Source organism: Flavobacterium artemisiae (assembly GCF_042678225.1).
In the GTDB taxonomy this organism is placed as follows: Bacteria; Bacteroidota; Bacteroidia; order Flavobacteriales; family Flavobacteriaceae; genus Flavobacterium; species Flavobacterium artemisiae.
In genome coordinates this window covers 660,701-684,303 of record NZ_JBHUDZ010000018.1, presented here as the reverse complement: position 1 = coordinate 684,303, position 23,603 = coordinate 660,701, and the positions used below count along the sequence as shown (strand labels likewise).

25 protein-coding genes and 1 pseudogene are annotated in these 23,603 nt (G+C 33.5%); 11 read left to right on the top strand and 15 right to left on the bottom strand.

Annotated features, from left to right (window positions below; genetic code table 11):
- The first annotated feature begins 22 nt into the window (after positions 1-22).
- The 4 genes from ACFSC2_RS22860 to ACFSC2_RS22845 all read left to right on the top strand — a co-directional run bounded on the left by ACFSC2_RS22860 (position 23) and on the right by ACFSC2_RS22845 (position 3,619).
- Positions 23-1,201, top strand: coding sequence for an aldose epimerase family protein (locus ACFSC2_RS22860; protein ID WP_379813415.1), 1,179 nt, complete (start codon positions 23-25; stop codon positions 1,199-1,201).
- A 202-nt stretch (positions 1,202-1,403) separates the two neighbouring features.
- The gene (locus tag ACFSC2_RS22855; protein ID WP_379813414.1) at positions 1,404-2,387 is read left to right on the top strand and encodes a glycoside hydrolase family 43 protein; all 984 of its coding nucleotides are present in this window, start codon (positions 1,404-1,406) and stop codon (positions 2,385-2,387) included.
- Between the two features lie 137 nt (positions 2,388-2,524).
- Positions 2,525-2,938 carry a 3-hydroxyacyl-ACP dehydratase FabZ family protein gene (locus ACFSC2_RS22850; RefSeq protein WP_379813413.1) on the top strand — a complete coding sequence of 138 codons (414 nt, stop codon included), beginning with the start codon at positions 2,525-2,527 and terminating at the stop codon, positions 2,936-2,938.
- A 294-nt stretch (positions 2,939-3,232) separates the two neighbouring features.
- A complete protein-coding gene (locus tag ACFSC2_RS22845; protein WP_379813412.1) occupies positions 3,233-3,619 on the top strand; it encodes a DoxX family protein in 387 nt (128 codons plus the stop codon).
- A gap of 61 nt (positions 3,620-3,680) precedes the next feature.
- On the opposite strand, the gene ACFSC2_RS22840 is transcribed toward ACFSC2_RS22845, so the two are convergent.
- Positions 3,681-4,886 carry an FAD-dependent oxidoreductase gene (locus ACFSC2_RS22840; RefSeq protein ID WP_379813411.1) on the bottom strand — a complete coding sequence of 402 codons (1,206 nt, stop codon included), beginning with the start codon at positions 4,884-4,886 and terminating at the stop codon, positions 3,681-3,683.
- Positions 4,887-4,918: 32 nt separating this feature from the next.
- A complete protein-coding gene (locus tag ACFSC2_RS22835) occupies positions 4,919-5,677 on the bottom strand; it encodes a helix-turn-helix domain-containing protein (RefSeq protein ID WP_379813410.1) in 759 nt (252 codons plus the stop codon).
- 309 nt (positions 5,678-5,986) lie between these two features.
- Here ACFSC2_RS22835 and ACFSC2_RS22830 point away from each other — a divergent pair, with 309 nt between their 5' ends.
- Positions 5,987-6,526, top strand: a complete 540-nt coding sequence (locus ACFSC2_RS22830; protein WP_379813409.1) for a hypothetical protein — start codon at positions 5,987-5,989, stop codon at positions 6,524-6,526.
- A 115-nt stretch (positions 6,527-6,641) separates the two neighbouring features.
- Here the strand turns inward: ACFSC2_RS22830 and ACFSC2_RS22825 are convergent, their stop codons facing one another.
- The 5 genes and pseudogenes from ACFSC2_RS22825 to ACFSC2_RS22805 form a co-directional block, all read right to left on the bottom strand.
- The gene (locus tag ACFSC2_RS22825; protein ID WP_379813408.1) at positions 6,642-7,031 is read right to left on the bottom strand and encodes a RidA family protein; all 390 of its coding nucleotides are present in this window, start codon (positions 7,029-7,031) and stop codon (positions 6,642-6,644) included.
- Positions 7,032-7,126: 95 nt separating this feature from the next.
- Positions 7,127-7,690: a Crp/Fnr family transcriptional regulator gene (locus tag ACFSC2_RS22820; RefSeq protein ID WP_379813407.1), complete on the bottom strand. Its 564-nt coding sequence runs from the start codon at positions 7,688-7,690 to the stop codon at positions 7,127-7,129.
- Positions 7,691-7,733: 43 nt separating this feature from the next.
- Positions 7,734-8,180: pseudogene (locus tag ACFSC2_RS22815) on the bottom strand (transposase); the annotation flags it as partial.
- Positions 8,181-8,301: 121 nt separating this feature from the next.
- The gene (locus ACFSC2_RS22810) at positions 8,302-8,679 is read right to left on the bottom strand and encodes a hypothetical protein (RefSeq protein WP_379813406.1); all 378 of its coding nucleotides are present in this window, start codon (positions 8,677-8,679) and stop codon (positions 8,302-8,304) included.
- A gap of 270 nt (positions 8,680-8,949) precedes the next feature.
- The gene (locus tag ACFSC2_RS22805) at positions 8,950-9,582 is read right to left on the bottom strand and encodes an NAD(P)H-dependent oxidoreductase (RefSeq protein WP_379813405.1); all 633 of its coding nucleotides are present in this window, start codon (positions 9,580-9,582) and stop codon (positions 8,950-8,952) included.
- Between the two features lie 107 nt (positions 9,583-9,689).
- Here ACFSC2_RS22805 and ACFSC2_RS22800 point away from each other — a divergent pair, with 107 nt between their 5' ends.
- A complete protein-coding gene (locus ACFSC2_RS22800; protein ID WP_379813404.1) occupies positions 9,690-10,046 on the top strand; it encodes a winged helix-turn-helix transcriptional regulator in 357 nt (118 codons plus the stop codon).
- Positions 10,047-10,305: 259 nt separating this feature from the next.
- Here the strand turns inward: ACFSC2_RS22800 and ACFSC2_RS22795 are convergent, their stop codons facing one another.
- The 5 genes from ACFSC2_RS22795 to ACFSC2_RS22775 form a co-directional block, all read right to left on the bottom strand.
- Entirely contained in the window at positions 10,306-10,779 is a 474-nt protein-coding gene (locus ACFSC2_RS22795) for a MarR family winged helix-turn-helix transcriptional regulator (protein ID WP_379813403.1), read from the bottom strand.
- A gap of 1 nt (position 10,780) precedes the next feature.
- Positions 10,781-11,263 (bottom strand): GNAT family N-acetyltransferase, encoded by a 483-nt coding sequence (locus ACFSC2_RS22790; RefSeq protein WP_379813402.1) that lies wholly within the window; start codon positions 11,261-11,263, stop codon positions 10,781-10,783.
- A gap of 107 nt (positions 11,264-11,370) precedes the next feature.
- Positions 11,371-11,961 (bottom strand): hypothetical protein, encoded by a 591-nt coding sequence (locus ACFSC2_RS22785; RefSeq protein ID WP_379813401.1) that lies wholly within the window; start codon positions 11,959-11,961, stop codon positions 11,371-11,373.
- Positions 11,962-12,149: 188 nt separating this feature from the next.
- Positions 12,150-12,953, bottom strand: a complete 804-nt coding sequence (locus ACFSC2_RS22780) for a DUF2490 domain-containing protein (protein WP_379813400.1) — start codon at positions 12,951-12,953, stop codon at positions 12,150-12,152.
- A 221-nt stretch (positions 12,954-13,174) separates the two neighbouring features.
- On the bottom strand, positions 13,175-13,618 hold the full coding sequence (locus tag ACFSC2_RS22775; protein WP_379813399.1) for a response regulator: 444 nt from the start codon (positions 13,616-13,618) through the stop codon (positions 13,175-13,177).
- Between the two features lie 216 nt (positions 13,619-13,834).
- Between ACFSC2_RS22775 and ACFSC2_RS22770 the strand changes: the two genes are divergently transcribed.
- Both ACFSC2_RS22770 and ligD read left to right on the top strand, forming a co-directional pair.
- Positions 13,835-13,963: a hypothetical protein gene (locus ACFSC2_RS22770; protein ID WP_379813398.1), complete on the top strand. Its 129-nt coding sequence runs from the start codon at positions 13,835-13,837 to the stop codon at positions 13,961-13,963.
- A gap of 88 nt (positions 13,964-14,051) precedes the next feature.
- A complete protein-coding gene (gene ligD, locus ACFSC2_RS22765) occupies positions 14,052-16,577 on the top strand; it encodes a DNA ligase D (protein ID WP_379813397.1) in 2,526 nt (841 codons plus the stop codon).
- A gap of 39 nt (positions 16,578-16,616) precedes the next feature.
- Here ligD and ku read toward each other — a convergent pair whose 3' ends face one another.
- Positions 16,617-17,387, bottom strand: a complete 771-nt coding sequence (ku, locus tag ACFSC2_RS22760; protein WP_379813396.1) for a non-homologous end joining protein Ku — start codon at positions 17,385-17,387, stop codon at positions 16,617-16,619.
- Positions 17,388-17,639: 252 nt separating this feature from the next.
- Between ku and ACFSC2_RS22755 the strand changes: the two genes are divergently transcribed.
- The 3 genes from ACFSC2_RS22755 (at position 17,640) to ACFSC2_RS22745 (ending at position 22,043) form a co-directional block, all read left to right on the top strand.
- Positions 17,640-20,015, top strand: coding sequence for a TonB-dependent siderophore receptor (locus ACFSC2_RS22755; protein WP_379813395.1), 2,376 nt, complete (start codon positions 17,640-17,642; stop codon positions 20,013-20,015).
- Between the two features lie 57 nt (positions 20,016-20,072).
- Entirely contained in the window at positions 20,073-21,170 is a 1,098-nt protein-coding gene (locus ACFSC2_RS22750) for a PepSY-associated TM helix domain-containing protein (RefSeq protein WP_379813394.1), read from the top strand.
- 141 nt (positions 21,171-21,311) lie between these two features.
- A complete protein-coding gene (locus ACFSC2_RS22745; RefSeq protein ID WP_379813393.1) occupies positions 21,312-22,043 on the top strand; it encodes a hypothetical protein in 732 nt (243 codons plus the stop codon).
- A 117-nt stretch (positions 22,044-22,160) separates the two neighbouring features.
- Here ACFSC2_RS22745 and ACFSC2_RS22740 read toward each other — a convergent pair whose 3' ends face one another.
- Entirely contained in the window at positions 22,161-22,607 is a 447-nt protein-coding gene (locus ACFSC2_RS22740) for a copper resistance protein CopD (protein WP_379813392.1), read from the bottom strand.
- A 233-nt stretch (positions 22,608-22,840) separates the two neighbouring features.
- Positions 22,841-23,590 carry an iron-sulfur cluster repair di-iron protein gene (gene ric / locus ACFSC2_RS22735; protein ID WP_379813391.1) on the bottom strand — a complete coding sequence of 250 codons (750 nt, stop codon included), beginning with the start codon at positions 23,588-23,590 and terminating at the stop codon, positions 22,841-22,843.
- Positions 23,591-23,603: the final 13 nt, after the last annotated feature.

Below are 23,603 nucleotides of genomic sequence, written 5' to 3'. Positions count from 1 at the left end.
TCAAATTTTAAAATATCAGAAAATGAAAAATATTCAAATTGCTGCAGTTGTTTTATTGGCTCTTTTGCAATTCAATTGTAAAGACACCAAGAAAGAGACTCAGGAGTCGAAGGAAATTGTGGAAACGACAAAAGATACTATAAAATCAGTTTTACAAGCCAAAGATTTTGATACCATCATCGACGGTAAAAAAGTGGCTTTGTACTGGATCGAAAACAAAGGCATTAAAGCGGCTTTTACCAATTACGGCGGACGATTGATTGGTTTGTGGATTGCTGATAAAAACGGAAAAGAAACCGATGTTGTGGTCGGAATGAATAGTGTGAAAGGTTTCAAAAATTCAACTGAACCTTATTTTGGCGCGACAATCGGAAGAGTTGGCAACAGAGTTGCATTAGGTAAATTTACGCTGGAAGGAAAACAATATCAAATTCCGTTAAATAATGGAAAGAATGCACTTCACGGTGGTGTAAAAGGTTTTCAGGATGTGGTTTGGAATGCGTCAAAAGTAGATGATCATACATTGGTTTTGACTTATATTTCGCCAGATGGAGAACAGGGTTTTCCAGGAAATTTAAACGTGAAAGTGACGTATACGCTTCAAGATGATCAAACAATTAAAATGGATTATGAAGCTACAACAGATAAAACAACTTTGGTAAATCTAACCAATCATGCCTTTTTTAATTTGAATGGAGAAGGAAGCGGTTCGATTCTAAATCATGAATTACAAATTTATGCGAACGAATTTACGCCAGTTGATGAAGGTTTAATTCCGAATGGTGAATTAAAATCAGTAAAAAATACACCATTCGATTTTACTTCAAAACATACAATTGGCGAACGAATCGAAACAAAAGACGAACAATTAAAATTTGGTAAAGGTTACGATCATAATTATGTGCTATCAGGTCTTAAAAAAGACGGATTTATTCATGCAGCAACTATTAAAGGCGATATTTCGGGTATTACTTTAGATGTTTATACAGAAGAACCTGGATTGCAGTTTTATAGCGGTAATTTTATGCAGAGTAAAAACGTCTTTAAATCAGGTACGAAAGATGATTTTAGAACGGCTTTTGCTTTAGAGACGCAGCATTTTCCAGATGCACCAAATCAGCCAAAGTTCCCAAAAATCACATTAAAAGCAGGAGAGAAGTATCATACGGTTTCTTTGTATAAATTTTCGATTCAAAAGTGATAAGTTGGGAGTTAAATGTTAGGAGAAAGGAACCTTTTTTAAGAAAGTTTTTAAGCTTCTTTTTTAAAATAAAAACGATTAATTTTTTTTGGAAAAATAATGTTTTTTTTCCAAATTTCTATTATAGAGGTTTTCTATAGTGTTTGTTTAACTATTTGATTTTTAGTTTTTAATTTAAATTAATTAAATAAAAAGTTTAATAATGATTATGAAAAAATATTTTAGCTTATTTACACTGTTTTTTGTCTTTGCATGTTGTTCTCAGGAGAAAGAAATCAATAAAAAAACAAGTTCTAAAGCGTCTCCGATATTGCTGGCAGATCCAACTATTTTTTTTGATAATGGGATTTATTATTTGTACGGAACTACTACTGGAGAAACGCCATTAAACGGAAACGGATTTATGGTTTATACTTCTTCAGATTTGAAAAAATGGAATGGTCCGAGTGTAGCTCAAAACGGATTGGCTCTTAAAAAAGGAGAAGCTTTTGGAACGCAAGGTTTTTGGGCGCCGCAAGTTTTAAAATACAATAACAAGTTCTACATGATTTATACGGCTGATGAAAATATTGCTATTGCCAGTTCAAATAGTCCGCTTGGACCTTTTGTAAATGAATCGAAAGCGCCAATGTTTGGTACAGGAAAGCAGATTGATCCGTTTGTTTTTATCGATACTGACGGAAAGAAATACTTGTATCACGTGCGCCTGACAAACGGAAATAGAATTTTTGCAGCCGAATTAAAAGAGGATCTATCGGGTATCAAGGAAGAAACCTTGAAAGAATGTATTTCGGGTATTCTTCCGTGGGAGAATACCCAAAATGTAAGCTGGCCGGTAACAGAAGGACCGACAGTTTTAAAACACAACGGTTTGTATTATATGATTTATTCGGCAAATGATTTTAGAAATCCTGATTATGCAGTGGGTTATGCAACAGCAAAAAGTCCGTTTGGACCTTGGGAAAAAGCATCTGACAGTCCAATAATCAGTAAAAAGAATGTTGGTATAAATGGTGCAGGACATGGCGATGTTTTTTATGATAAAAATGGAAAAATGAAATATGTTTTGCATACACATAACAGCAATAGCGGTGTTTCGCCTCGAAAAACCGGAATAATCGATATTGCTTTTGAAGGAACTAAAATCAAAGCAGATGATAAAACTTTTATCCTTTTAGAAGAATAATATTTGTTGATTTTAGAGTTGATAACGTGAAAAGAGATGCTGAAAGGCATCTCTTTTTTTAGTCTGTTTTGAAAACAGTAAAAATGAGAATATTGCTAATTCAAATCAAATTTGTACATTGTTGAAAATTCTAAAACATGACTCAAAAAATAGAAGATTTGATTCCGCATAGAGCCCCATTTTTATTTGTGGATGAGATTATTTCTGCTACGACTGAAACGATTATAGGCTTAAAAACGTTTACAGAAAAAGATGTTTGGCTCCAAGGAAGTTTTCCGGAGCTTAACTTGGTTCCAGGAACAATTTTAATAGAAGCAATGGCGCAATGCGGTGGCGCGGGCGTTAAAATGCTGGGTATAGCCGATGGCGTTTTTGGGCTCGTAAGTCTGGATAAAGTAGAGTTCTTTGCGGGTGTTGAATTTAAAAAACTCGTAAAATTTGTGGTGAAAAACATTCGCTTAAGCGAGAAAATAATCAAGCAGTCTGGAGAAGCTTTTGCAGATGATACATTAATTCTGCGCGGCGAATGGCTTTGTGTTAAACTTCAATAATGTTTTAAAGGCGCTGTTTTGTCGATTTTAAGACCGTTTTCTATTTTAAATGACCACGAAGTGCTTGATTGTTGTTTTTGTTTGAAATAACGTCAAAAAAAGCCTTTTTAAAATCTAAACGAAAATACGCTGAAAAGAATAAATATATGTTCGAAAGAATTTGACATTAAAACAATTCGATCTGGAAAAAATCCAAAGTAAAAACATATTATTTAAACCAATTCTAAATAAAAAGCTTTTTTGAACAACTTAATTTTGTATTTTAGTTTCATATAAAACCCAAAACTTAATTATATGAATTCAAAAAACACAGATTTAGGATTATTAGTATTACGAATCAGCGTTGGAGGTTTAATGCTTTTTCACGGAGTTTCAAAAATTCTTCACGGAATTTCATTTCTTGTAGAAAATATGGGAGCAGTTGGTTACGCTGTTTACATCGGAGAAGTATTGGCGCCTTTGGCAATTTTACTGGGCTGGCGTACCAAAATCGCTTCGGTAATTTTTGCAATCAACTGTATTGTGGCTATTGCGGTTGCACATGCGAATGAGATTTTCTCAATAAGCGAACACGGTGGTTATGCATTAGAGTTACTAGGGCTGTATTTGTTAGGATCTGTTGCTTTGTTTTTTACAGGAGCAGGAAAATATGCCGTTTCTCATACTAATAAATGGGACTAAATTGTTTCAATATATAATTTTAAAAAGCTCTAAGTTATTAAGATTTAGAGCTTTTTTATTTTTATGAAATAGTATTCGCTTTCTCAAAAATAGAAACCAATTTCTCTAAAGCATCTGCTCCAAAAAGCTGTTCTGCATTTGTCAAAGTTTCTTTTGTTGCTTCGGCAGCACGTTTTATCATTCGTTTTTCAAAATCTGATAATGCCGATAGGATGTCGGAGAATGGTGTAGAGGTTAAATTTTCAGCTAATTCTAAAGCATCCAGCAAAGCAAGATTGGCGCCTTTTCCTGCAAACGGTGGCATTCTGTGTGCGGCGTCGCCAATCATCGTTAGATTTTCCTGAGTTTCCCAAGTTTGATTTAACGGAAAATAATATTGCGGACGTGGTATAAAATACAATTCCTGACTCGTAAAAAGTTCATGCCATTCAAAACTCCAATCTTTGTAGACTTCTTTAAACCATTCATACATTTTTAGATGATCATTAAAATCCAAATCACTTTCTGTAATCCAGTTTTCAGGAGTTTTAGTGCTGGTTAAAAACATAAGCGAACCGTCACCTTTTGTTCCGTACATAATCGTCTGCTCATTTCCAAAAGCAAGTACTTTACCGCCTTTAGAAAAATCAAAAAAATTTGGGGCATTTTCTTTCGCATTATAAATTGTGCCTTCAATCATCGTGATGCCAGAATAAATCGGTTTTATTTTGCTCAAATATGGACGGACTTTAGAATTGGCTCCATCTGCAGCAATTACTAAATCGGCATAGGCTTCTGAACCGTTTTTAAAATGAATTTTCCAGCCGTTTCCTTGTTTTTCCATAGAATCAAACTGGCTGTTCCATACCAAAGTGTCGTTTTCCAATGAATTTACTAAGATATTTCGAAGCGCTGAACGATCAATTTCTGGACGTGGTTTTGAAATCGCTGCCAAAGAATGCTGTTTTTCGTCTGTGTTTTTTGCTGAAGCCGTTTCGGGAATATGATGTTCATCAAATCTAATTTTAAAATTTTGATCTACAATACGAGCTTTACTAGCGTTCGGGCGGACATTTTTATAAAATTCATCCAGTAAATCAGCCTCTTTCATGGCTTTTATGCCTGAATCTTCGTGAAGATCCAAAGGAGAACCTTGAACTCTAATTTCTTGATTGAGATCTCTTTCATAAACTTTTACAATACCATTTTTCATTTGTAAAAGACGGGCAAGAAGTAAACCGCCCATACCGCCGCCAATAACAGCGATTCGTTTATTTTGAACTAACATCGTTTTATTGTTTAAAATCTAATGCAGCAAAATTATTGTGACGAAAGAGCCGATAATAGTATAAATCGGTCATTTTTATTGTGAAATAATTCTTTTGGAAGTGAGCCCGAAATTTTTTTGATTTCTTTTATAAAGTGATTCTGATCGGTAAAATTTTCTTCAGGAAATAGTTTTCCTTTTGCAATATGTTCCAGTGAAGTACGAAACCGAAGAATATTGCAATAGGCTTTTAACGAAATTCCAAACCATTGCTGAAAGTAGCGATTGATTTGACGACTGTTCCAGTTGGATTGTTCTGCCAATGCTTTGACGGTCATGTCGCCGTTTGTTTTGTAAATAAGGTTGAAGAGTTTCTGTTTTCGGGAATCCAGTTCTTTGGATAGTAAAGATTGGATTTTTAACGAAGCTTTTTCACAGAATAATTCAAAGTTTTCTAAATCCTTTTCGTTGAAATCCCAAAAAGTGTTTTCTAGAAATTTTCCAGAATTGACAAGAGATGCGACACTTTCGTGAAAAATATATTCCACAGCAGGAAGTTTAAAGCTGATAACAAAAGTCAAACTGTTTGCGGGAATTATTCCTTTTTCATATTGCTGCGTTCCTAAACCCAAAAGCCGAATCTGAAAAGAATTTTCTGGAGTCAGAATAAGTGATAAATCGATTCGGCCGTCGGGAAGACCGATTGTTTCTAAAGCCTGCTCCGATTTATGATGCATACACCAAAAACTATCTACAAAATCAGAAAGATCTTGATTCGGTTTTACAGATTTGTATTCTAAATCGTTGTGCATGTTCTAAGTTTTAAACGAAATTATGCAAATTGTTGTTATTTCTACAGCGTAAAATTGTTTTTTGAACGTCCTCTACAAGCGTTTTAAAATTATACAAAATCGTAAAGAAAAACTTAACATTGGGTAAGTTATTGATTTTTAAATGTTTGTATACGGTTTTTGTGAATCAGTAAAAACTTAACATTGGCGAATGTCTTTTTCATTTTATATTTGTTTATTATTTTTTGATGTTAATTTAATGATTTAGTAACATTAGAAATTTGTAATTGTAAAATTTAATTCAAATAAATTCTTAAAATTAAAAGAATAATGACAAAAGAAGTACTTACTAACGAATCTGAACAAGAAGCAGAGAAGAACACTGTCGTTCCTGCAGAAGAAAGCAATCAAAATGAGGCTCAAATTGTAGAAACAGAAGTTGCAGCAACTGAAGCTGTTCCTGAGTCAAAGCCAAAAGCAAAAAGAACTCCGAAAAAAACGATAGAAACAGAATCTATTTTGGAAGAGCCAAAAGAACTAGAAAGCGAAGAAGCAGTTTCTGAAACAGAAGAAGAGACGACGGATGAAACAAAAGATAAATCTAAGAATAAAAAACAAAATAAAAAGATGAAAGAAAAAGATAAAAAACAGCTTGCTGAGAAAAAAGAGAAGCTAAAAAAGAAAAAAGCGGCTGCTAAGAAAAAAGAAAAAGCGAAAGACCAAAAGAAAGAAAAAGCAAAAAAAGCGAAACTAAAAGCTAAAGCAAAAAAGAAAGACAAAGCTAAAAAAGCAAAAGACAAAGCAAAAGCAAAAAAAATCGCTAAGAAAAAAGCAAAAAGAGCTAAAGCGAAAAAGAATAAAAAGAAATAGTAATTATAAATTGTAAACTATACAGTTAAAAGTTTAAAATCAATTTATAATTGATAATTTATAATTAAAAATATAAATGCTGTGCAAAGGATAGCTGCACAGCATTTTTTTTTATTTATTTTACAACAGTAGCTTCAAGTTCGACTTTTAGAGTTTCAAAAAGACTTGTAACTTCTAATAATGTGGTGGCTTGTTTAATATTGTGTTTGGCCACCCATTCTTGAATGATATTAAAATGAGGCCAAAGTTCGGCGGTTGAAGTTGTGTAAATATTGAGTCGCACAATCCCACTGCATTCGTAATCGGCTTCTGTAATTACCTGTTCCAGATTCTTTAGAGCGAGAACGATTTGAGATTCCATGTTTTCAGCGCTCGAAATTCCGTCGGCGCTAATTGCTGTCTGCCCAGAAACGTACAAAGTGCCCTGCGGATTTTTAACTTCTACTGCTTGTGCATAACTGCGTTCGTTCTGCCATTCCCACGGATTTATAACTCTTTTTTCCATTTTGTTTTGCTTTAAAATTACAAGACAAAATTGCATATAAATCGTAAAAACTGCCGTTGATGTTTCTCACAAATAAAAAGTGCGGTTTGTCACATTTAAGAGGATAAACGGCTTAAAGTTTCGCGTGACACACCAAGATAAGAAGCAATAAGACTTTTTGAAACACGCTGAAATAGAGTAGGGTATTGTTTTAAAAGCTGTTCATAGCGCTCTTTAGAGTTCGAAGTCTGCCAGGAAATAATGCGTCGCTGCGAACCCAGAAAACCAAAAGTAGCTTTGTCTAGAAAAAAGCGCTCCATTTTCTGCAGACCTTCACAAAGCTTTTTGTAATCTTCTAGAGTACAGCAAAGAACTTCAGTATCTTCAAGACATTCCAACGACATTGTGGCATTTGTTTCGGTAAAATAAGCATAATAATCGCTTTCCCACCAATCTTCCATAGCAAAAGAAACGATGTGCTGTTTGGCCTTAGCGTCAGTAAAAACTAACTTTAAAAGTCCGGAAATTACAAAATAAGAATATTTTACAGGATCGCCTTCCTGAATGAGATATTGGTGTTTTTTGAATTTTTTTGAAATGAAATGCGAAATTACAAAAGCATATTCGTCATCGGTTAAAGGGATAATTTTTTCAATATGTTTTCGTAAATCTGCTTGCATGTGTGAATGTAAAATTGGAATTGAAGATTTTGAGGAATTATTTCTCTTTTTTCTTCAATACTAATGTATCAATTTTTTGAAGAAACTCTGGATCAAATTGAGAATAAGCCCTTAATCTGTATTTTTCGTCTCTGATACGCATTACGATACGAATTTTTTGAACCATAAGCCAAATAGGTTCGTAACGTTTATGTCCTAATAAATATTGAATCTTTAGAATCGGCATTTTTTTATGCGTTAAAGTCATCAATTCGATACAGATCATCCAATAACGAACAGGCAGATTCGAGTTTTCCATCACTGTTCCAGATCGAAGACTGATTCGGTTACCGCATTTTTTGCATTGAAATTTTAGATCTGTCCTCCTAAAAGAGTGCGTGTCATGACTGCATTTTTTACAGATTAGTCCATGCTGCAGTCTTTTATCTTTCAATTCTTCAATGCAGGTTGCCTCGTCAGGATATTTTTCAAAATAGGCTCTTAATTCCATTAATGTGCTTCACAGTTTATATGTTAAATATAAAGTTTTTCATTGAAGTGTACACAACTGAAAATAAAAAAAGGAATATCCTACTAGAATATTCCTTTTAATGATGCTGAAAACTAAAGTATTAAAGTTTTGCAGCGATCTCTTTTTTGTATTTATTTAAGATGGATTTTGTCATTCCTAAATTTGCTTTTGTTGAATCTACAGCAAGATAAATAAAATAATCTTGATTGTCAGAAACATCTACAATGTGAATCTGCGATGTCAAAGTAATCATAATGTTGTCAATTACTTGACCTTGTAGGTTTAATGCTTTTATGGCATTCATTTTTGCTTTTACCACTTCAAGGTTAAAAGCAGACGCTAATTCTGGGTCAAAATCAGCCAGCACAGATTGCGAGTAGTAGGACATACCGCTTGCAATTTCGGCAACAGAAACGCCGATAAAACCAGGCACGTTTTTCTTTAAGTCTTCTCCGAATTGGGTTAAAAAATCAGACATAGTTCTAAAATTAAATTATTTTTAAAAGGATTGAATTGTTTTGGATGAAACAAAATTAGGTATACAATATTATTTAATTATCCGCTTTGAGTACGTTTTTTGTTCGACAATTAAAAAAAGATTGAGATGCTGTCTTATTTAACTTTAAGCTGCTTTTTTTGTTTGACCTTTAACTGTTTTTCTGATTTTCAACTAAATCAAAAATGCTTCTAAAAGAGCGTTTTAAGCAGTCTTAGAAGCATTTGTAAATTAAACAAAACGAAAAGTTTTTTACTTAATTTCAGTTATAAATTCGTCTTGCGGCGTACGTACTTTTTTAAGGTTTACAAGCCAGTCTCCAGTTTCGTCTCTATAACCAAGAGGTAACACTAAAACACTTTTAAGACCAAGTTCATTTAGGCCTAATAATTTATCAACTTCTGCCGGAATAAAACCTTCCATTGGAGTTGCGTCTACTTTTTGTTCAGCAGCAGCGGCAATTGCCAAACCAAAAGAAATATAAGCTTGTCTAGCAGCATGATTAGCGTGCCATTCTTGTCCTAGAGGTTCGTACATTCCCCAAAGTCTCGCTTTATATTCGTCCATTGCTTCTGCAGGAATACCTCTTTCTTCAGTAGTTCTGTTAAAAACAGTTGTGATTTTTTCTAAACTATAACCGTCCCATGCAGCCCAAACCAAAACGTGAGAAGCATCTGTAACTTGGCTTTGATCAAAACTTACGGCTCTAATTTTTTCTTTTAAATCTTGGTTCGAGATCACAAAAACTTTGTAAGGCTGTAGACCAGACGAAGATGGAGCTAGTTTTGCAGCTTCAAGAATATAATCTAATTTTTCTTGCGGAACAGCTTGTCCGTTCATTTTTTTGGTAGCATAACGCCACTTTAGAGCTTCTATTAAGGTCATTTTTTGTTGTATTTAAAATTGTTTTCAAATGTAAACACTTTAAGTGTATTTTTGTCATCTGATTACCAAAAGTAACTGTAACATTGAGGTAACTAACTAACATCAGTATGATAAAAGAGCTTGAACACAATAAAACAAACTGCAATAAAAGAATATTGGCTGTACACGACGCCATGGATATTTTAAACGGAAGATGGAAAATCGCCATAATTGCATCATTGTGTTTTAATACCTTACGCTTTACAGACCTGCTTCGAGAAGTTGAAGGAATTTCGGGAAAAATGCTTAGCAGAGAATTAAAAAATCTAGAAGAAAATCAGCTAGTTACGAGAACGGTTCTTAATACACAGCCTATTACGGTAGAGTATCAACTCACAGAATACGGCCATACCTTAAAAGAAGTAATAGACTCGCTTGCAAAATGGGGCGCAAATCACCGTAAAAAGATTACTGGCAGGGAATAAGGGAATTTTAAAAATTCCAAAAATTAAATTCCAATATAATATCAATGTCAATGTCAATGTCAATGATAATAAAATTAAACACATAGAGACATAGCTTTTATTGGTGTAGAAAGGCATTTCATTTTGTTTAAACAAACATAGCTATGTGCGAGAAACGAGTTTCTTTTTACTAGTCTTTTTAATTAAGTTTAAAAAATTTATGTTTCTATGTGTTTTAAAAAATTCCAAATTCTAAAATCTAAATTCTAAAATCTAAAATTTACATCTTAAGCTCCGCGGCGCGTTGAAAAAATCCTTGGCGTTCGAGATTTTGCTCGGCTTCTTCAATTGCTTTTAGAAGATTATTTTGATTGTCTGTTATTTCGTTTAGCGCTTTTTTCATGATGCTCCAAACCGGCTGCATTTTAACAACAAGTTCTTTTCCTTTTGCAGTTAAAACTATCAGTCTTTTGCGTTCGTCTAATTTATCTTTTTTAGAACTGATGATTTTCTGTTTTTCCAATTCTTTCAATAAACTAATAGTTGATGGATGGCTGTAGCCGATTTCATTTGCAATTTCGACTACACTCAGCATTTCTTTTATGTGGAGCGTATAAATTACCGGAAACCATTTCGGTTCAAAATCAATATCGAAAGATTTGTAAATCTGTGCACCGTCTTTTCGTAATTGTTCGCTTAAACGCTGCAATCTTGTTGAGATGGCCAGAATACCGATTTCATCAATTATATTCATCTTATTTTAAGTTTAAGTGACAAAATACATTGTCAGGTTTCATTAACGGAAAATCGGGTGGGAGCGATTCTTTTGCAATGGTTTCAAAACCATTCTTTTCGTAAAAACGCAAAGCCGCCTGCAGGATGGTTACCGTTCCTAAATATAAATCTTTAATGTCGTTTTCTTTGCTAAAAGTAATTAACTGTTCCAACAATTGTTGTGCAATTCCGAATTCTTTTCCTCTAAATTCTTTTTTGACAAACATTTTTCTAATCGCTCCAGCTTTTTCACTAAATCGGACCAAAGCAATAGTTCCGACAAGTTTTTCGTCAATAAAAGCGCCAAGAAATATACCGCCTGGTTGATAATAAAAGTTTTCAATTTCCATTAAATCCGGCTGGTCTTCTAAGGTTACCGGCACGTTAAACTCTTTTTGCTGAATGTTTAAAATCAAATCGATGATTTCTTTTTCAAACTCATTTTGGATAGGCTGAATACGCATTTTTTGAATAAAATTAAATTATAGGTACAAAACTACGTAGTTGACTACATATATCCAAATAAAAAACTGCTGAAAGCAGCAGTTTTAAATGTTTTTTATGATTTGAATTATTCTTTTACCAGAACAATTACCGCTTTGTAGCCCGTTCCTACGTTCCATTCGCTTGACGAAATAACAGCTCCTTTATCATCATAAACTTTAAATTCGGCTGTATTTGGAGAAGCAAAACCTTCGTTTAAGGCTTCGATATCTATTTTGTTGATGCCAGGAACCAGCGTAATTTTGACCGTTTTAAATTCGCTTGTTAACGAAACTTCAGGTTCAATTACTTTATCATTTAAATATACTTTTACTTTATCTCCGTCTACAAAAGCAGCGTCACGATACATAATGGTCGAAGTAACCGCTGTGGTAGTAAAGTTGCCCAAAAACTGATTTCTTCTATATAAAATTCCGTCTACATTAGACTCTTGTTTGTATATGTTAGTATCCTTAAACAACTGTTCTGGATCTACTTTTAGAGGTTCTGGCTTTTCTACAACTGCAGGCGGATTTACTTTTGGCGAAACTTCTTTCGGCGGAATCACTTCTTTTGGCGGATTTTTAGAAGGAATCGCTTTGTATTTGTTGTTGAGTTCTTGTGCAAATCCCTGTAAAGAGAAAGTTGTTATGGCTAATAAAAAAAAGACTTTTTTCATACTTTATACGTGTTAATCAATACGATTGATTCTTAAAATTAAATGTGTTATTGTTATTAATTATAAACATTTAATGATAGGATTTATTGCCTTATTGAATGGGATTTATCAAAAATTTGGCATTTTTTTGTTTTAAAACCCGTTTTAGTTTTCTTCAGAAAAAACAATCAAGCATATTGTGTAAGGATTTAATCTGCACCGCCGTCAACACTGTCAAAAGTTTCTCTTTCTTTGGGTTTAATCGTATATTTTATAGATGCCATTGGACCATAATAAACGTCAAATTGAGTTCCGTTGGTACGCAATTGCATTTGACCGATTACACCGGCTAAAAAATGAATGTTGGGTGTAATTCCTGCTGTGTAATAAACAGAAAGTCTAAAAATATCAAAATGCTCTTTTGCATAATCTTTAGAAGCAAATTTGAGCATCAATTCGGTGTAATAACCAATGTTTGGCGCCAAAAAAATGGGTTTTTCTTTAGTCTGTTTCAAAAAATGATTGACTCCAAAACGAACTCGAATTCTAGGAATTGTCTGCGGGGTTCCGTTTCTGTCGTCAAAAAATTTAGTTTCAAAACGAACTTGCTCGAAGATGTTTCCTTTGGGCATATTTTGAGAAAATGTTCCCATTATAATAAGTCTGTTTTCGAGTGTTTTATAATTTCCGGCTTCTTCTACAGCATATTTTTGATTATGAGCATAACCGAGCCATAATTTTATATTTTTAAAACCCGAATAAATAAGCCAAGGCCGAATTACTTTGCGCTGTGTGTACTCAAAAGGATTTCCGTTGGTATAGGCTCCTTGCGTCACGAGTTGAAAATCGGCTTGACCGCTGAGATGCCATTTTTCATAAATCGGAAATGCAATATCGCCTTCTGATATAGAAGCCGGAATAAAGCCTATAGAATAGGGCGCGTCTTGTGCATTTGAAATTTGTGTAAGGAAAAAAATAACTAATAAAACAAAACCTTTTTTGAATACTCTCATCGTCTTTAATTTTATTAAATTTTACTCATTCTCAAAATAGCATCTGAGTCAGTTAAAGTTAGATAAAATTTAAAATGAACTTCTTAGAAGTATGTTTCATATTATAAAATGAAACGAAAAAGCAGCAAGACGATAGGAGAGTTAGAATTACTTTTCAGTTTGTGTATTACAAAAAAATAAAAACCCTTTAATTAAGCATTAAAGGGTTGATTTATTTTGAGTTAAATAGTCATTAAGAAAGTTTCTTTGTTGAGATTGGCGGTATGAAACTGCCAATTGACGGTGACAACTTTATGCAGAACTCTGACCAATTCTCTAAAATTGTTTGGTTTCGTAATATAGATATTGGCACCAAGCACAAAAGTATCGTGAATATCTTCTGAATTAGAAGAAGTGGAGTAAATTGCAACCGACAAATTTTTAAGATTTTTATCGTCTCGAATTTCTTTTAAACATTCAATTCCGTTTTTGCGCGGCATGTTTAAATCCAAAAATACGATACTCGGTAAAACGGTGTCGGGTGCTTTTAAATAATTCATTAATTCTTCGCCGTCATTAAACATTTTCAAATTATATCGAAGCTGTGTACTGTTAAAAGCCTCTTCAAAAAAAGAACGATCATCTGCATCGTCATCAGCTAAAACAATATATATGGTATCTGCCATTTGTTAAAAAGTTTTAAATATGAATTAAATAAAATTTGGTAGTGTAAATATTCAAATTGTTTGTGAATAAAATTTACATGATTTAATCCGATTTTTATACTATTATAAGGTTCTTGTGTTTTGAAGGTGTAAAACTGTAATTCAAATAAAAAATTCTGTAACTATTTAATGCGTTGTATTCTAGAACTTTGTGTTTGTAATTTAAAAACAAATGTTATGGAAACTTCAAGAAAAGATTCGAAATCCGGAATGAAAAATTCTGGAAAAACTCAAAAATCAAATACGGGTTCTAGAGGAAAAAACGATACTGCAAAATCAACAGATACTAGACGTGCAGGTCATTAATATTAGTACAAAAAGCTAATAATAAAAGCGTGCTGTCTACTTGTACACAGCACGCTTTTGGTTTTTAAACATCTTAAAACTGTCTTTTATGTCTTTAACGAAATACAACCAGAAACGAAATTTTAAATCGACGAAAGAACCGAAAGGAAAAACGGAAAGCTCTAAAAATGAATTGGTTTTCGTGATTCAGAAACATGCGGCCTCGCATCTGCATTATGATTTTCGTTTAGAAATGGACGGTGTTCTCAAGAGCTGGGCCGTTCCAAAAGGTCCGTCTTTAGATCCTGATACTAAAAGACTCGCCATGGAGGTTGAAGATCATCCGTATTCGTATAAAGATTTTGAAGGAAATATTCCGAAAGGCAATTACGGCGCCGGAAATGTCATTGTTTGGGATAATGGAACGTATGAACCGCTTGAAGTAGCCGAAGGGAAATCGCCCCAAAAACAGCTTTTAGACGATCTTAAAAAAGGACATTTGCGATTTGTATTAAAAGGCAAAAAACTAAAAGGTAGTTTTTCGCTGGTAAAACTGCACGGTAAACAAGAAAATGCCTGGCTCTTGCTTAAAAGAGAAGATAAATATGTTTCTAAAGAGGATATTTTGTTGAAAAACAAATCGGTGATTTCTAGAAAAAGTTTAGAAACGATGATTATAGAAGCTGAAAAATCAGAAGAAAAATCAGAAGAGAAAAAGGAAAAAACACCGACAAAAACTACTGTAAAAAAGTCAAAATTAAGTTTTAAGAAACCCATGCTGGCCAGCCTTACCGATAAACCTTTTGATGATGAAGACTGGATTTTTGAAAGCAAATATGATGGTTACAGAACCATTTCTGTTATTAAAGAAAACAGCGCAGATTTATATAGTCGTAACGAAATTTCATTCACTAAGAACTTTCAGATTATTGCTGATGAATTGAAAAAAATAGAGCATGAAGCTATTTTGGACGGCGAAGTTGTGGTTGAAAAAAAAGCTGGAATTTCTGATTTTCAATTGCTTCAAAATTATCTAAAAACGGGAAAAGGAAAATTGAAATATTATGTTTTTGACATTTTGAATCTTGACGGAAATGATGTAACGCATTTGTCATTATTGGAACGAAAAGAACTTTTGAAAATTCTAATCGAAAAATCGGCACTTTCTAACGTGTTTTTTTCTGATCATGTAATAGGAAAAGGAATTAATTTTTTTGAAAAATCAATTAAAAATAATACAGAAGGAATTATTGCAAAAAGAGCTTCTGGTTCTTATCTCGTAAACAAACGCACTAAAGACTGGCTGAAAATTAAAAATACGCAGGCAGAAGAAGCGATTGTTATCGGAATTACAAAGCCTAAAAATACAAGGGAATATTTTGGGGCTTTATTACTTGGGCAGTACGAAGGAAAAACTTTAAAATATATTGGAAAATGCGGTACGGGATTTTCGCAGGAAGTTTTGAAAGAACTCCACGAAAAATTCAGTCCTTATTTTATAAACGAAAGTCCTTTAGAAGAAAAAATTTCCCTTAGAGAAACCATTCAATGGATCAAACCAAAATTTGTCTGTCAGGTTAAATTTGCCGAATGGACGCAAGACAATCATCTGCGACAGCCGGTATATCTTGGACTTCGCGTAGATAAAAGCGCCAATGATGTTTCGTTTATCGGAAAAAGCAGTGTCACTATTAAAAAAGAAACCAAAATGAACCAAAAAATATCGAAACAAACTGAAAATGATTTTGATTTAAAGCTGGGCAAAGTAACTTTGCACCTCACCAATCAGAATAAGATTTATTTTCCAGATGATGCGATTACAAAAGGAGAAATTATTCAATATTACAGCGAAGTTTCAGATTTGATTTTGCCGTATTTAAAAGACCGTCCACAGTCTATGAATCGTTTTCCCAACGGAATCAATGGACCCAGTTTTTATCAAAAAGATGTCGACGAAGATAAAATTCCGTCATGGATAAAAACCAAAAAAATATTCTCAGAATCCAACAATGAGAATATCGACTATCTCATCTGTAATGATAAGGCAACGCTTTTGTATATGGCCAATTTGGGTTGTATTGATATAAATCCTTGGAATTCTACCATTAAACGAATTGAAAATCCTGATTGGGTGGTAATTGACATTGATCCTGAAAAAGATGATTTTACCAAAGTCGTTGAAACAGCGCTTGCAGTAAAAGAAGTAATGGACGGTTTTGAAGCTGAATGTTATTGCAAAACGTCTGGTGCTTCTGGACTGCATGTTTATATTCCGCTTGGCGGGAAATATGATTATGATACAGTGAAGATTTTTGCCGAACTTATAGCGCATGAAGTACATCAAAAAGTAACCGAAATTACAAGTTTAGAACGTTCGATCAAGAAACGAAATCACAAAATATATATTGATTATCTGCAGAATAGAAAAGGGCAGACGCTGGCTGCACCGTATTCTGTGCGTCCAAAACCTGGCGCGACAGTTTCAACTCCGTTAGAATGGAGCGAAGTTAATGCAAAGCTTTCTCCAAAACAATTTACAATCAAAAATGTTCTAAAAAGATTTGAGCAAAAAGGCGACTTATGGAAACCCGTTTTAGGAAAAGGAATTGATATTAAGGCTATTTTGAATCGTTAGTTTTTTAGTACTTAGTACTAAAAAACTAACGACTAAGAACTAAGACGATTTCTTCTTTTCTAAACTTGCTTTTAGCATACTCATTAAATCATCGCTTTGTTTGTGAACGACATTTAATTTTGGTTTTGCTTGTTTTTTACCTTTTGCTTTATCTTTTATAATTTTTAGAAGTTTGGCGGTGTATTCGTCTTTATATTTTGAAATATCAAAAGGTTCAGTCAATTGTTCCACCAATTTATTGGCCATATCGATTTCTTTGATTTTAGTTTTAGAAACCGCTGGAAGCTTTAGTTCACTTGTATCTCGGATTTCCTGTGCAAAACGAATTCTATTTAAAACAATCACATTTTTATACGGTTTTAAAATGGCCAATGCTTCTTTGTTTCGAAGCACAAAACTGGTAACACCGACTTTTCCTGTAGATTCCATCGCGTCTCTAAGAAGCGCATAGGCATTAGCGGCACCTTTATCTGGTTCTAGATAATACGGCTGTTCATAGTACAAACTATCAATTTCTTTTTCTGAAGTAAAATTCTGTATATCAATTGTTTTTGTCTTTTCAGCATCGGCAGCTTCAAAATCTTCATCTTCCAGAATGACGTAATTATCGTCTACTTTATAGCCTTTTACGATATCAGCAAAAGCTACTTCTTTTCCCGTTTTTTCGTTTACACGCTTAAATTTTATGTTAGAATGATCGCCTTTGTCCAGCATATCCATATCAAGATTGCTTTCTTGAATAGCAGAAAATATTTTTATGGGAATATTAATCAGTCCAAAACTTATTGAACCCGTCCAGATTGATCTCATGATTTCTAAAATTTTAAGTGACTTATAAAATTAGATTTAAAATGATCATTTTCTTTACAGTGATTTTTTTAAAAGTTACAAAATGTCAATCTAAAAATTTGGTGTTTTCTAAATTTTATTTTCTTTTTCCATAATAATGTAAAAAATACACTTTAATAATTTTTTAAGAAAATTTTAATGTTTCTCTAAGAAGTAACATCTTGTTTATATATTTGTAATCAGTCTAAATAAGAATAAATTACAAATATTAATATGAAAACAATCTTTAAAACACTTGAAAGCAATGTTTTATCAAAAGTGTTAGTGCTGTTTTTGACGCTCTTTTTTTGTTCAGAAACTGCTTTTTCTCAATCAACTTTAGGGACAATTTCTGGTCACGCAATTGTCAAAGACGGAAATTATTTACAAGGCGCGACAGTAAAAATTTCAGAATTAAATAAAACAACAACTACTGATTCTGAAGGTGCTTATCAACTTAAAAATATTCCGTATGGAACCTATTTGGTAGAAATAAAACTAAACGGTTACGACTCGTCTCCATCTTCAGTTTTAATCGATCAAAATAATCTGGATGTGAAGCTTGATTTTGAACTTACGTATACTTCTCAAAAATTAGAAGAAGTAATTGTAAGTACTGGAGGAAACCGATTTGCAAGAAAAGAAAGTGAAGAGGTTTCTAAAATGAAACTTAAAAACATGGAAAATCCGCAGGTTTATACCATTGTAAGTAAAGAACTTATGAAAGAGCAGGTAATTACAGATTACAACAGTGCTTTTAAAAACGTTCCGGGTGCGGGTATTGCAGAAGTTAGAAATCAAGGAAGAACAACCAACATTTCCAGAGGATTTGCAACACCGCAATTGGTACGAAATGGAGTGGGAAGTTTTACGTACACTACAATCGATCCTTCTAACTTAGAGCGAATTGAAGTTATTAAAGGTCCGTCTGCGACTTTGTTCGGAAGCACGATTTCTTCTTTTGGAGGTTTGTTCAACAGAGTTACCAAAAAGCCTTTTGATTTCTTTAAAGGAGAAGTTTCGTATTCTGCCGGCGATTGGGATTTGAATCGTTTAACTGCAGATATCAATGCGCCTTTAAATGAAGATAAAACGGCACTTTTTAGAATCAATACGGCTTTGCACAGCGAAAGAAGTTTTCAGGATGCTGGGTTTAACAAAAGCTTTTTTATTGCGCCGAGTTTTTCTTATCAAGTAAACGAAAGATTGACTTTACTTATTGATGCTGAATTTAGCACTTCAAAAGGAACTTCTCCAACAAGGTTAGCACCTTGGACTGGCGGAACAGCTCATAGTATAGAAGAATTAGGAATTCCGTACAAGCTTTCATTTGCTAATAATACTGTGAATTATACCAGCCAGCAATACAATATTTTTACGCAGTTAAAGTATAAAATTTCAGATGCTTGGACTTCTCAGACAATTGTTTCGCGTACGAGATCCTCATCAGACGGATATGTTGTTGCTTTAACAGTTTTGAGTAACGAAACATTGAGACAGCAAGTTACCAATCAGGAATATCCGTACTACGGAACTGATATTCAGCAGAATTTTAATGGTGATTTTAAAATCGGAAAACTGCGTAATAGAGTTGTAGTAGGTTTTGATTATTACAGTCTTCGCGCAACGCGTAATGATGCTTCTATCAACATGCCGGCGATTAACTTTAAAAAACCAGGAGATGCTTATAATAACTTCACAATCAGTAGAATTCAGCCATTATTTGCAACAGCAAAATACACTAATTTTGTATCTAATAACGAGAGAACTTACAGCGCTTACGTGTCTGATGTATTGAATATTACAGACAAAATATTAGTGATGGGAGGTATTCGTGCAGATCGTTACATTAATAAAGGAGTGTACTACCCAAGCCGTGATTCTATCGCAGGAAATTACAATCAAACAGCGTTTTCTCCTCGTTTGGGAGCGGTTTATCAGATTGTAAAAGAAAAAGTTTCTGTTTTTACCAATTACATGAACGGATTTAATAATGTAGGAGGATCAGATTTTAACGGAAATACTTTCAAACCAAATCAGGCAAATCAGATTGAGAGCGGATTAAAATTTGATTTTAATAAAATTAGCGCCACTATAAGTTACTATAATGTAAAAGTAACAAACGTAACACGTGATGATCCTGATCACGTTAACTTTCAGATTCAGGACGGAACGCAAGTGAGTAAAGGTTTTGAAGCAGAATTAATTGCAAATCCAATTCGAGGCTTAAATATCGTAGCGGGTTATACATATAATGACAGTGAATACACAAAAGCAAATCCATCTGTAAACGGATTACGTCCTACAACAGCAGGTTCGCCGAGAACAGCCAATCTTTGGGCAAGTTACCGTTTGGTCGAAGGGCCTGCATCTGGTCTAGGATTTGGATTTGGAGGAATTTACGGAAGCGAATATTACCAAACAAATACGGCAACTTTCAAATTTAGTATTCCGTCATATACTGTTTTGGACGCTTCTATATTTTATGACAGACCAAGATTTAGGTTAGGTTTAAAAGTAGATAACTTAACAAATGAAAAATATTGGTCGTATCGATTGGCAGCTCAAAATCCGACGAGAGTTACTGGAAATCTTACGTTTAAATTCTAAGAATTTCAATTCGTCATTTCCAATGATATTATCTACATTTGGATTTTATTAAATATCATGACCAAAGGTTTTAAGAATACCATAAGACAAATACATTTGTGGCTCGGTTTAGCATCGGGCCTCATTGTTTTTATAGTGAGCATCACGGGATTTCTTTATGTTTTTGAAGAAGAAATCCGTGATTTTTCACACAAAGAATATCTGCACGTTCCCGTTCAAGAAAAACCATTTATAGGAGTAAAAACTATAATTGAAAACTACGAAAAACTGGAGCCAAAGCAGAAAATTACGGCTTTAAAAGTAAATAGGGAAGAGCCAAGCGCTTCTGTTGAAATTTCTACTAAAAAGAAAAAGACCTATTATTTCAATCCTTACGACGGCACTTTAATTAATAAACAAAATGCAGATTGGCTCAACACGGTTTTAGAAATTCACAGAACATTATTATTAGGTGAATTTGGTGAATTTGTTCAAGGCTGGTCGGTAGTGATTTTTATCATAATGCTCCTTACCGGACTCGTATTGTGGTTTCCGAATCAAAGACGTTTGCTTAAACAGTCTTTAAAAATAAAATGGAGCGGTTCTATTAAAAGAGTCAATTACGATTTACATCAGGTTTTAGGATTTTATGCTTCATTATTTTTATTGCTGATTGCTTTTTCGGGAACTTATTTTAAATATGAAACCGTTAAAAAAACTGTGAGTTTGGTAACAGGTTCTGAGTTAAGAAAAGGAGATAAAGTCGAAGCAAAAGAAAAAATAGATTCGACGACAATTTCGCAGCGTTATGATGCAATTTATCAAAACGTAAATAAGTCATATCCAGGAGCAACTTCGGTTTCATTTTCAATTAGAAAAACAGGCGAATTAAGAGTAAGAATGACTTATCCGAATAATTGGGCAAGAAATCAGAATACTATTTTCTTTGATGGAAAAACAGGGCAGTTGCTGCGAACAAAACTTTACAAAGGCAATACCGCAGCAGATGTTTACGAAGCCAGCAATCATGATCTTCACACGGGAGTTTTCTTCGGCCTTACCGGAAAAATAATCTGGAGTTTGGTGAGTTTGATCGGGGCATCGCTCCCTGTAACCGGATTTATTATTTGGTGGAAGAAAGGAAAAAAGTCAAAAGGCAAGAAAATTAAAAGCTGAAAAAATACCTAAAAAAAGCAAGATTTTAGTTTCGCTGCAAATTTTCCCCAACTCATTACAAAATCTGATTTTTCGTCTTTATTTTCTCTAAATTTTAAATTTCAGTATCCTAAATTTGGTCCGAAAATAAAAATTAGAAGTATGGCAATACATACAAATTCAGATTCAATTTGGGCAGGAAAAAAGAGGCTTTCTTTTTGGCAGCGATTATTCAGAAAGACAGCCGTCGTTGACAAAGCCTTGACTACTCCAGAAATTATTGGTCAATTTTGCCAGGGATTATTGCTGGGAAATAAAAATGTAAAATCACTATTATTTTCTACAGATATGGCACTTATAGAAAATAACGATGCCGATGCGATTTTGGCAGTTTATCCTTTTCCGCCGTCTCCAAAAATTATAAAAACCTTAATTGATTTTTCTGGAAAACCAGTTATCTGTGGTGTAGGAGGTGGCATGACAAAAGGGAAAAAGTCACTCGAAATGGCACTTTATGCACAAGAAATGGGCGCGGCGGGCATTATTGTGAATATTCCATTCGAGAATAAAGATATTAAGATTATAAGAGAAAAAATCTCGATTCCGATTATTGCCAGTGTAGCATCATCAGATTATCAATTTTTAAAAGATAAAATCGATTCTGGTGTGGCAGTTTTTCATGTTTCTGGAGGAATGCATACGAATACAATTGTAAAAGATATTACGAGTCAATTTCCTGGATTTCCAATAATGGCAACAGGCGGTAAAAGTCTTACTAACATTCAGAAATCTATTACTTCTGGTGCTAAAGCTGTTGTGCTTTCGCCGCCGTCAAACAAAGATTTGTTTAAAACTGTGATGGATAAGCATCGAAGTAATTTTGGAAGTTTTTGATTTAGAAAAAACATAGCCCAAGGTTTCAACCTTGGGGACACAAACAAAAGAGATTTATATTGCGTTCCCAAGGTTTCAACCTTGGGCTATGTTTAAGTAGAAAATGTTTAATCTGTATTAAATCCCGCCATACCTCAAAGTCGATCCTAAAACCAACATCGCAACTCCAATAGCAGTTACAGAAAGAATAACAAAAGCCATATTTTTAATGTTGTTTTGATTCAGTTTTGGGATAAAATACAATTGTGCGCAAATAGCGAAAATAAAAGTAAGCAGCAACAAAAGAAGCTTAATCGAAACCACTTTTTCAAAACCGCCGGAAAAACTAAACCATGTTTTAAATGTAACGCCAAAATCGTAAGCCATCCAAGTTCCGGTTAAGATTAAAACGGCGAGAGATGAAATTCCTAAATTTTCGAATTTCTTTTCAAAATTGAGAATAATCTGCGGCTCTTTTTTCTTTAAAGCTGTCGGCAGATAACAAATGCTGAGCAGTAAATGACCGCCAACCCAAATGGTTGCTGCAATAAGATGGAAAATAAGTACAATATGATGGAGTGTCATGATATATGAGTTTGAAATTCAGTGATTTATTCTCTAAAAATAACTTTTATTTTTGAAGTCGAATAGTTTTAATTCCAATTTATTTATGTTAACTTTTTAATTTACAAAGCGTTGGCGTATTGTTTGCAAAAAAAAAAAAATGAAAATAATAATTCAATCCGATTTTCTGTTTTCCAGCCAAAGATTATGCGCATTTATAATTAAAAAATCTTCATTGATCTTCTTAAATCCAATTAAATCTGCGTGAAATTTTCTCTCACAGATTCCAAAGATTTTTCCATTTCGATTACTTTCGGAAACAGAATGTTGTTTTCTAAATGCATGTGTTTTCGTAAATCTTTTTCGAATTCCTGAAGCAGTAAAAATGCTGCTTTGTATGTTGAGCAAGATTCATTTGGCGGTACATAATTGTTAGTTAAAGCTGCAATTCGTACAAAACGTTCTCCTTCAGTTTCATGTTCCTGTTTTAAAATTGCAATTGGGTTTTCAATAGATACAAATGGGGGCGTTTCTAAATGATTTCCTTCTTTTTGCGCTTTCCGCATTTGTTGAATAAACGGAAAAACAACCAATTCTTCTTTTTTCATATGAGCGGTTAAATCCAAAACAGCTTTTGAAAATATCGTAAATATTTCATGAAGTTCAGGATGCACAGCGCCATGAATACCGCATAATTTATTTAAATATTGAAGAATAATCGGTGCTTTTTCTGCAACATATCGATGATGCGTTTTGGTAATATAATCTGTGATAGTTTCTGCCGGCCATGTTTTGTAATCAAAAGACTGATTGGCTGAACTATTTTTTGAAGCTTCAATATGTTCAATAAGAACACTTTCTTCTATATCACGATTTCTGCAGACTTCTCCAATAGTTCGATATCCTTTACAGCAAAAATCGATATGATATTTACTAAAAATTGCTGCTGTTCTGTAATCATCTGCAACAATTTCTCCGATGGTAGTTTTACTTGTAATTTTCATAGTGGTTATAATA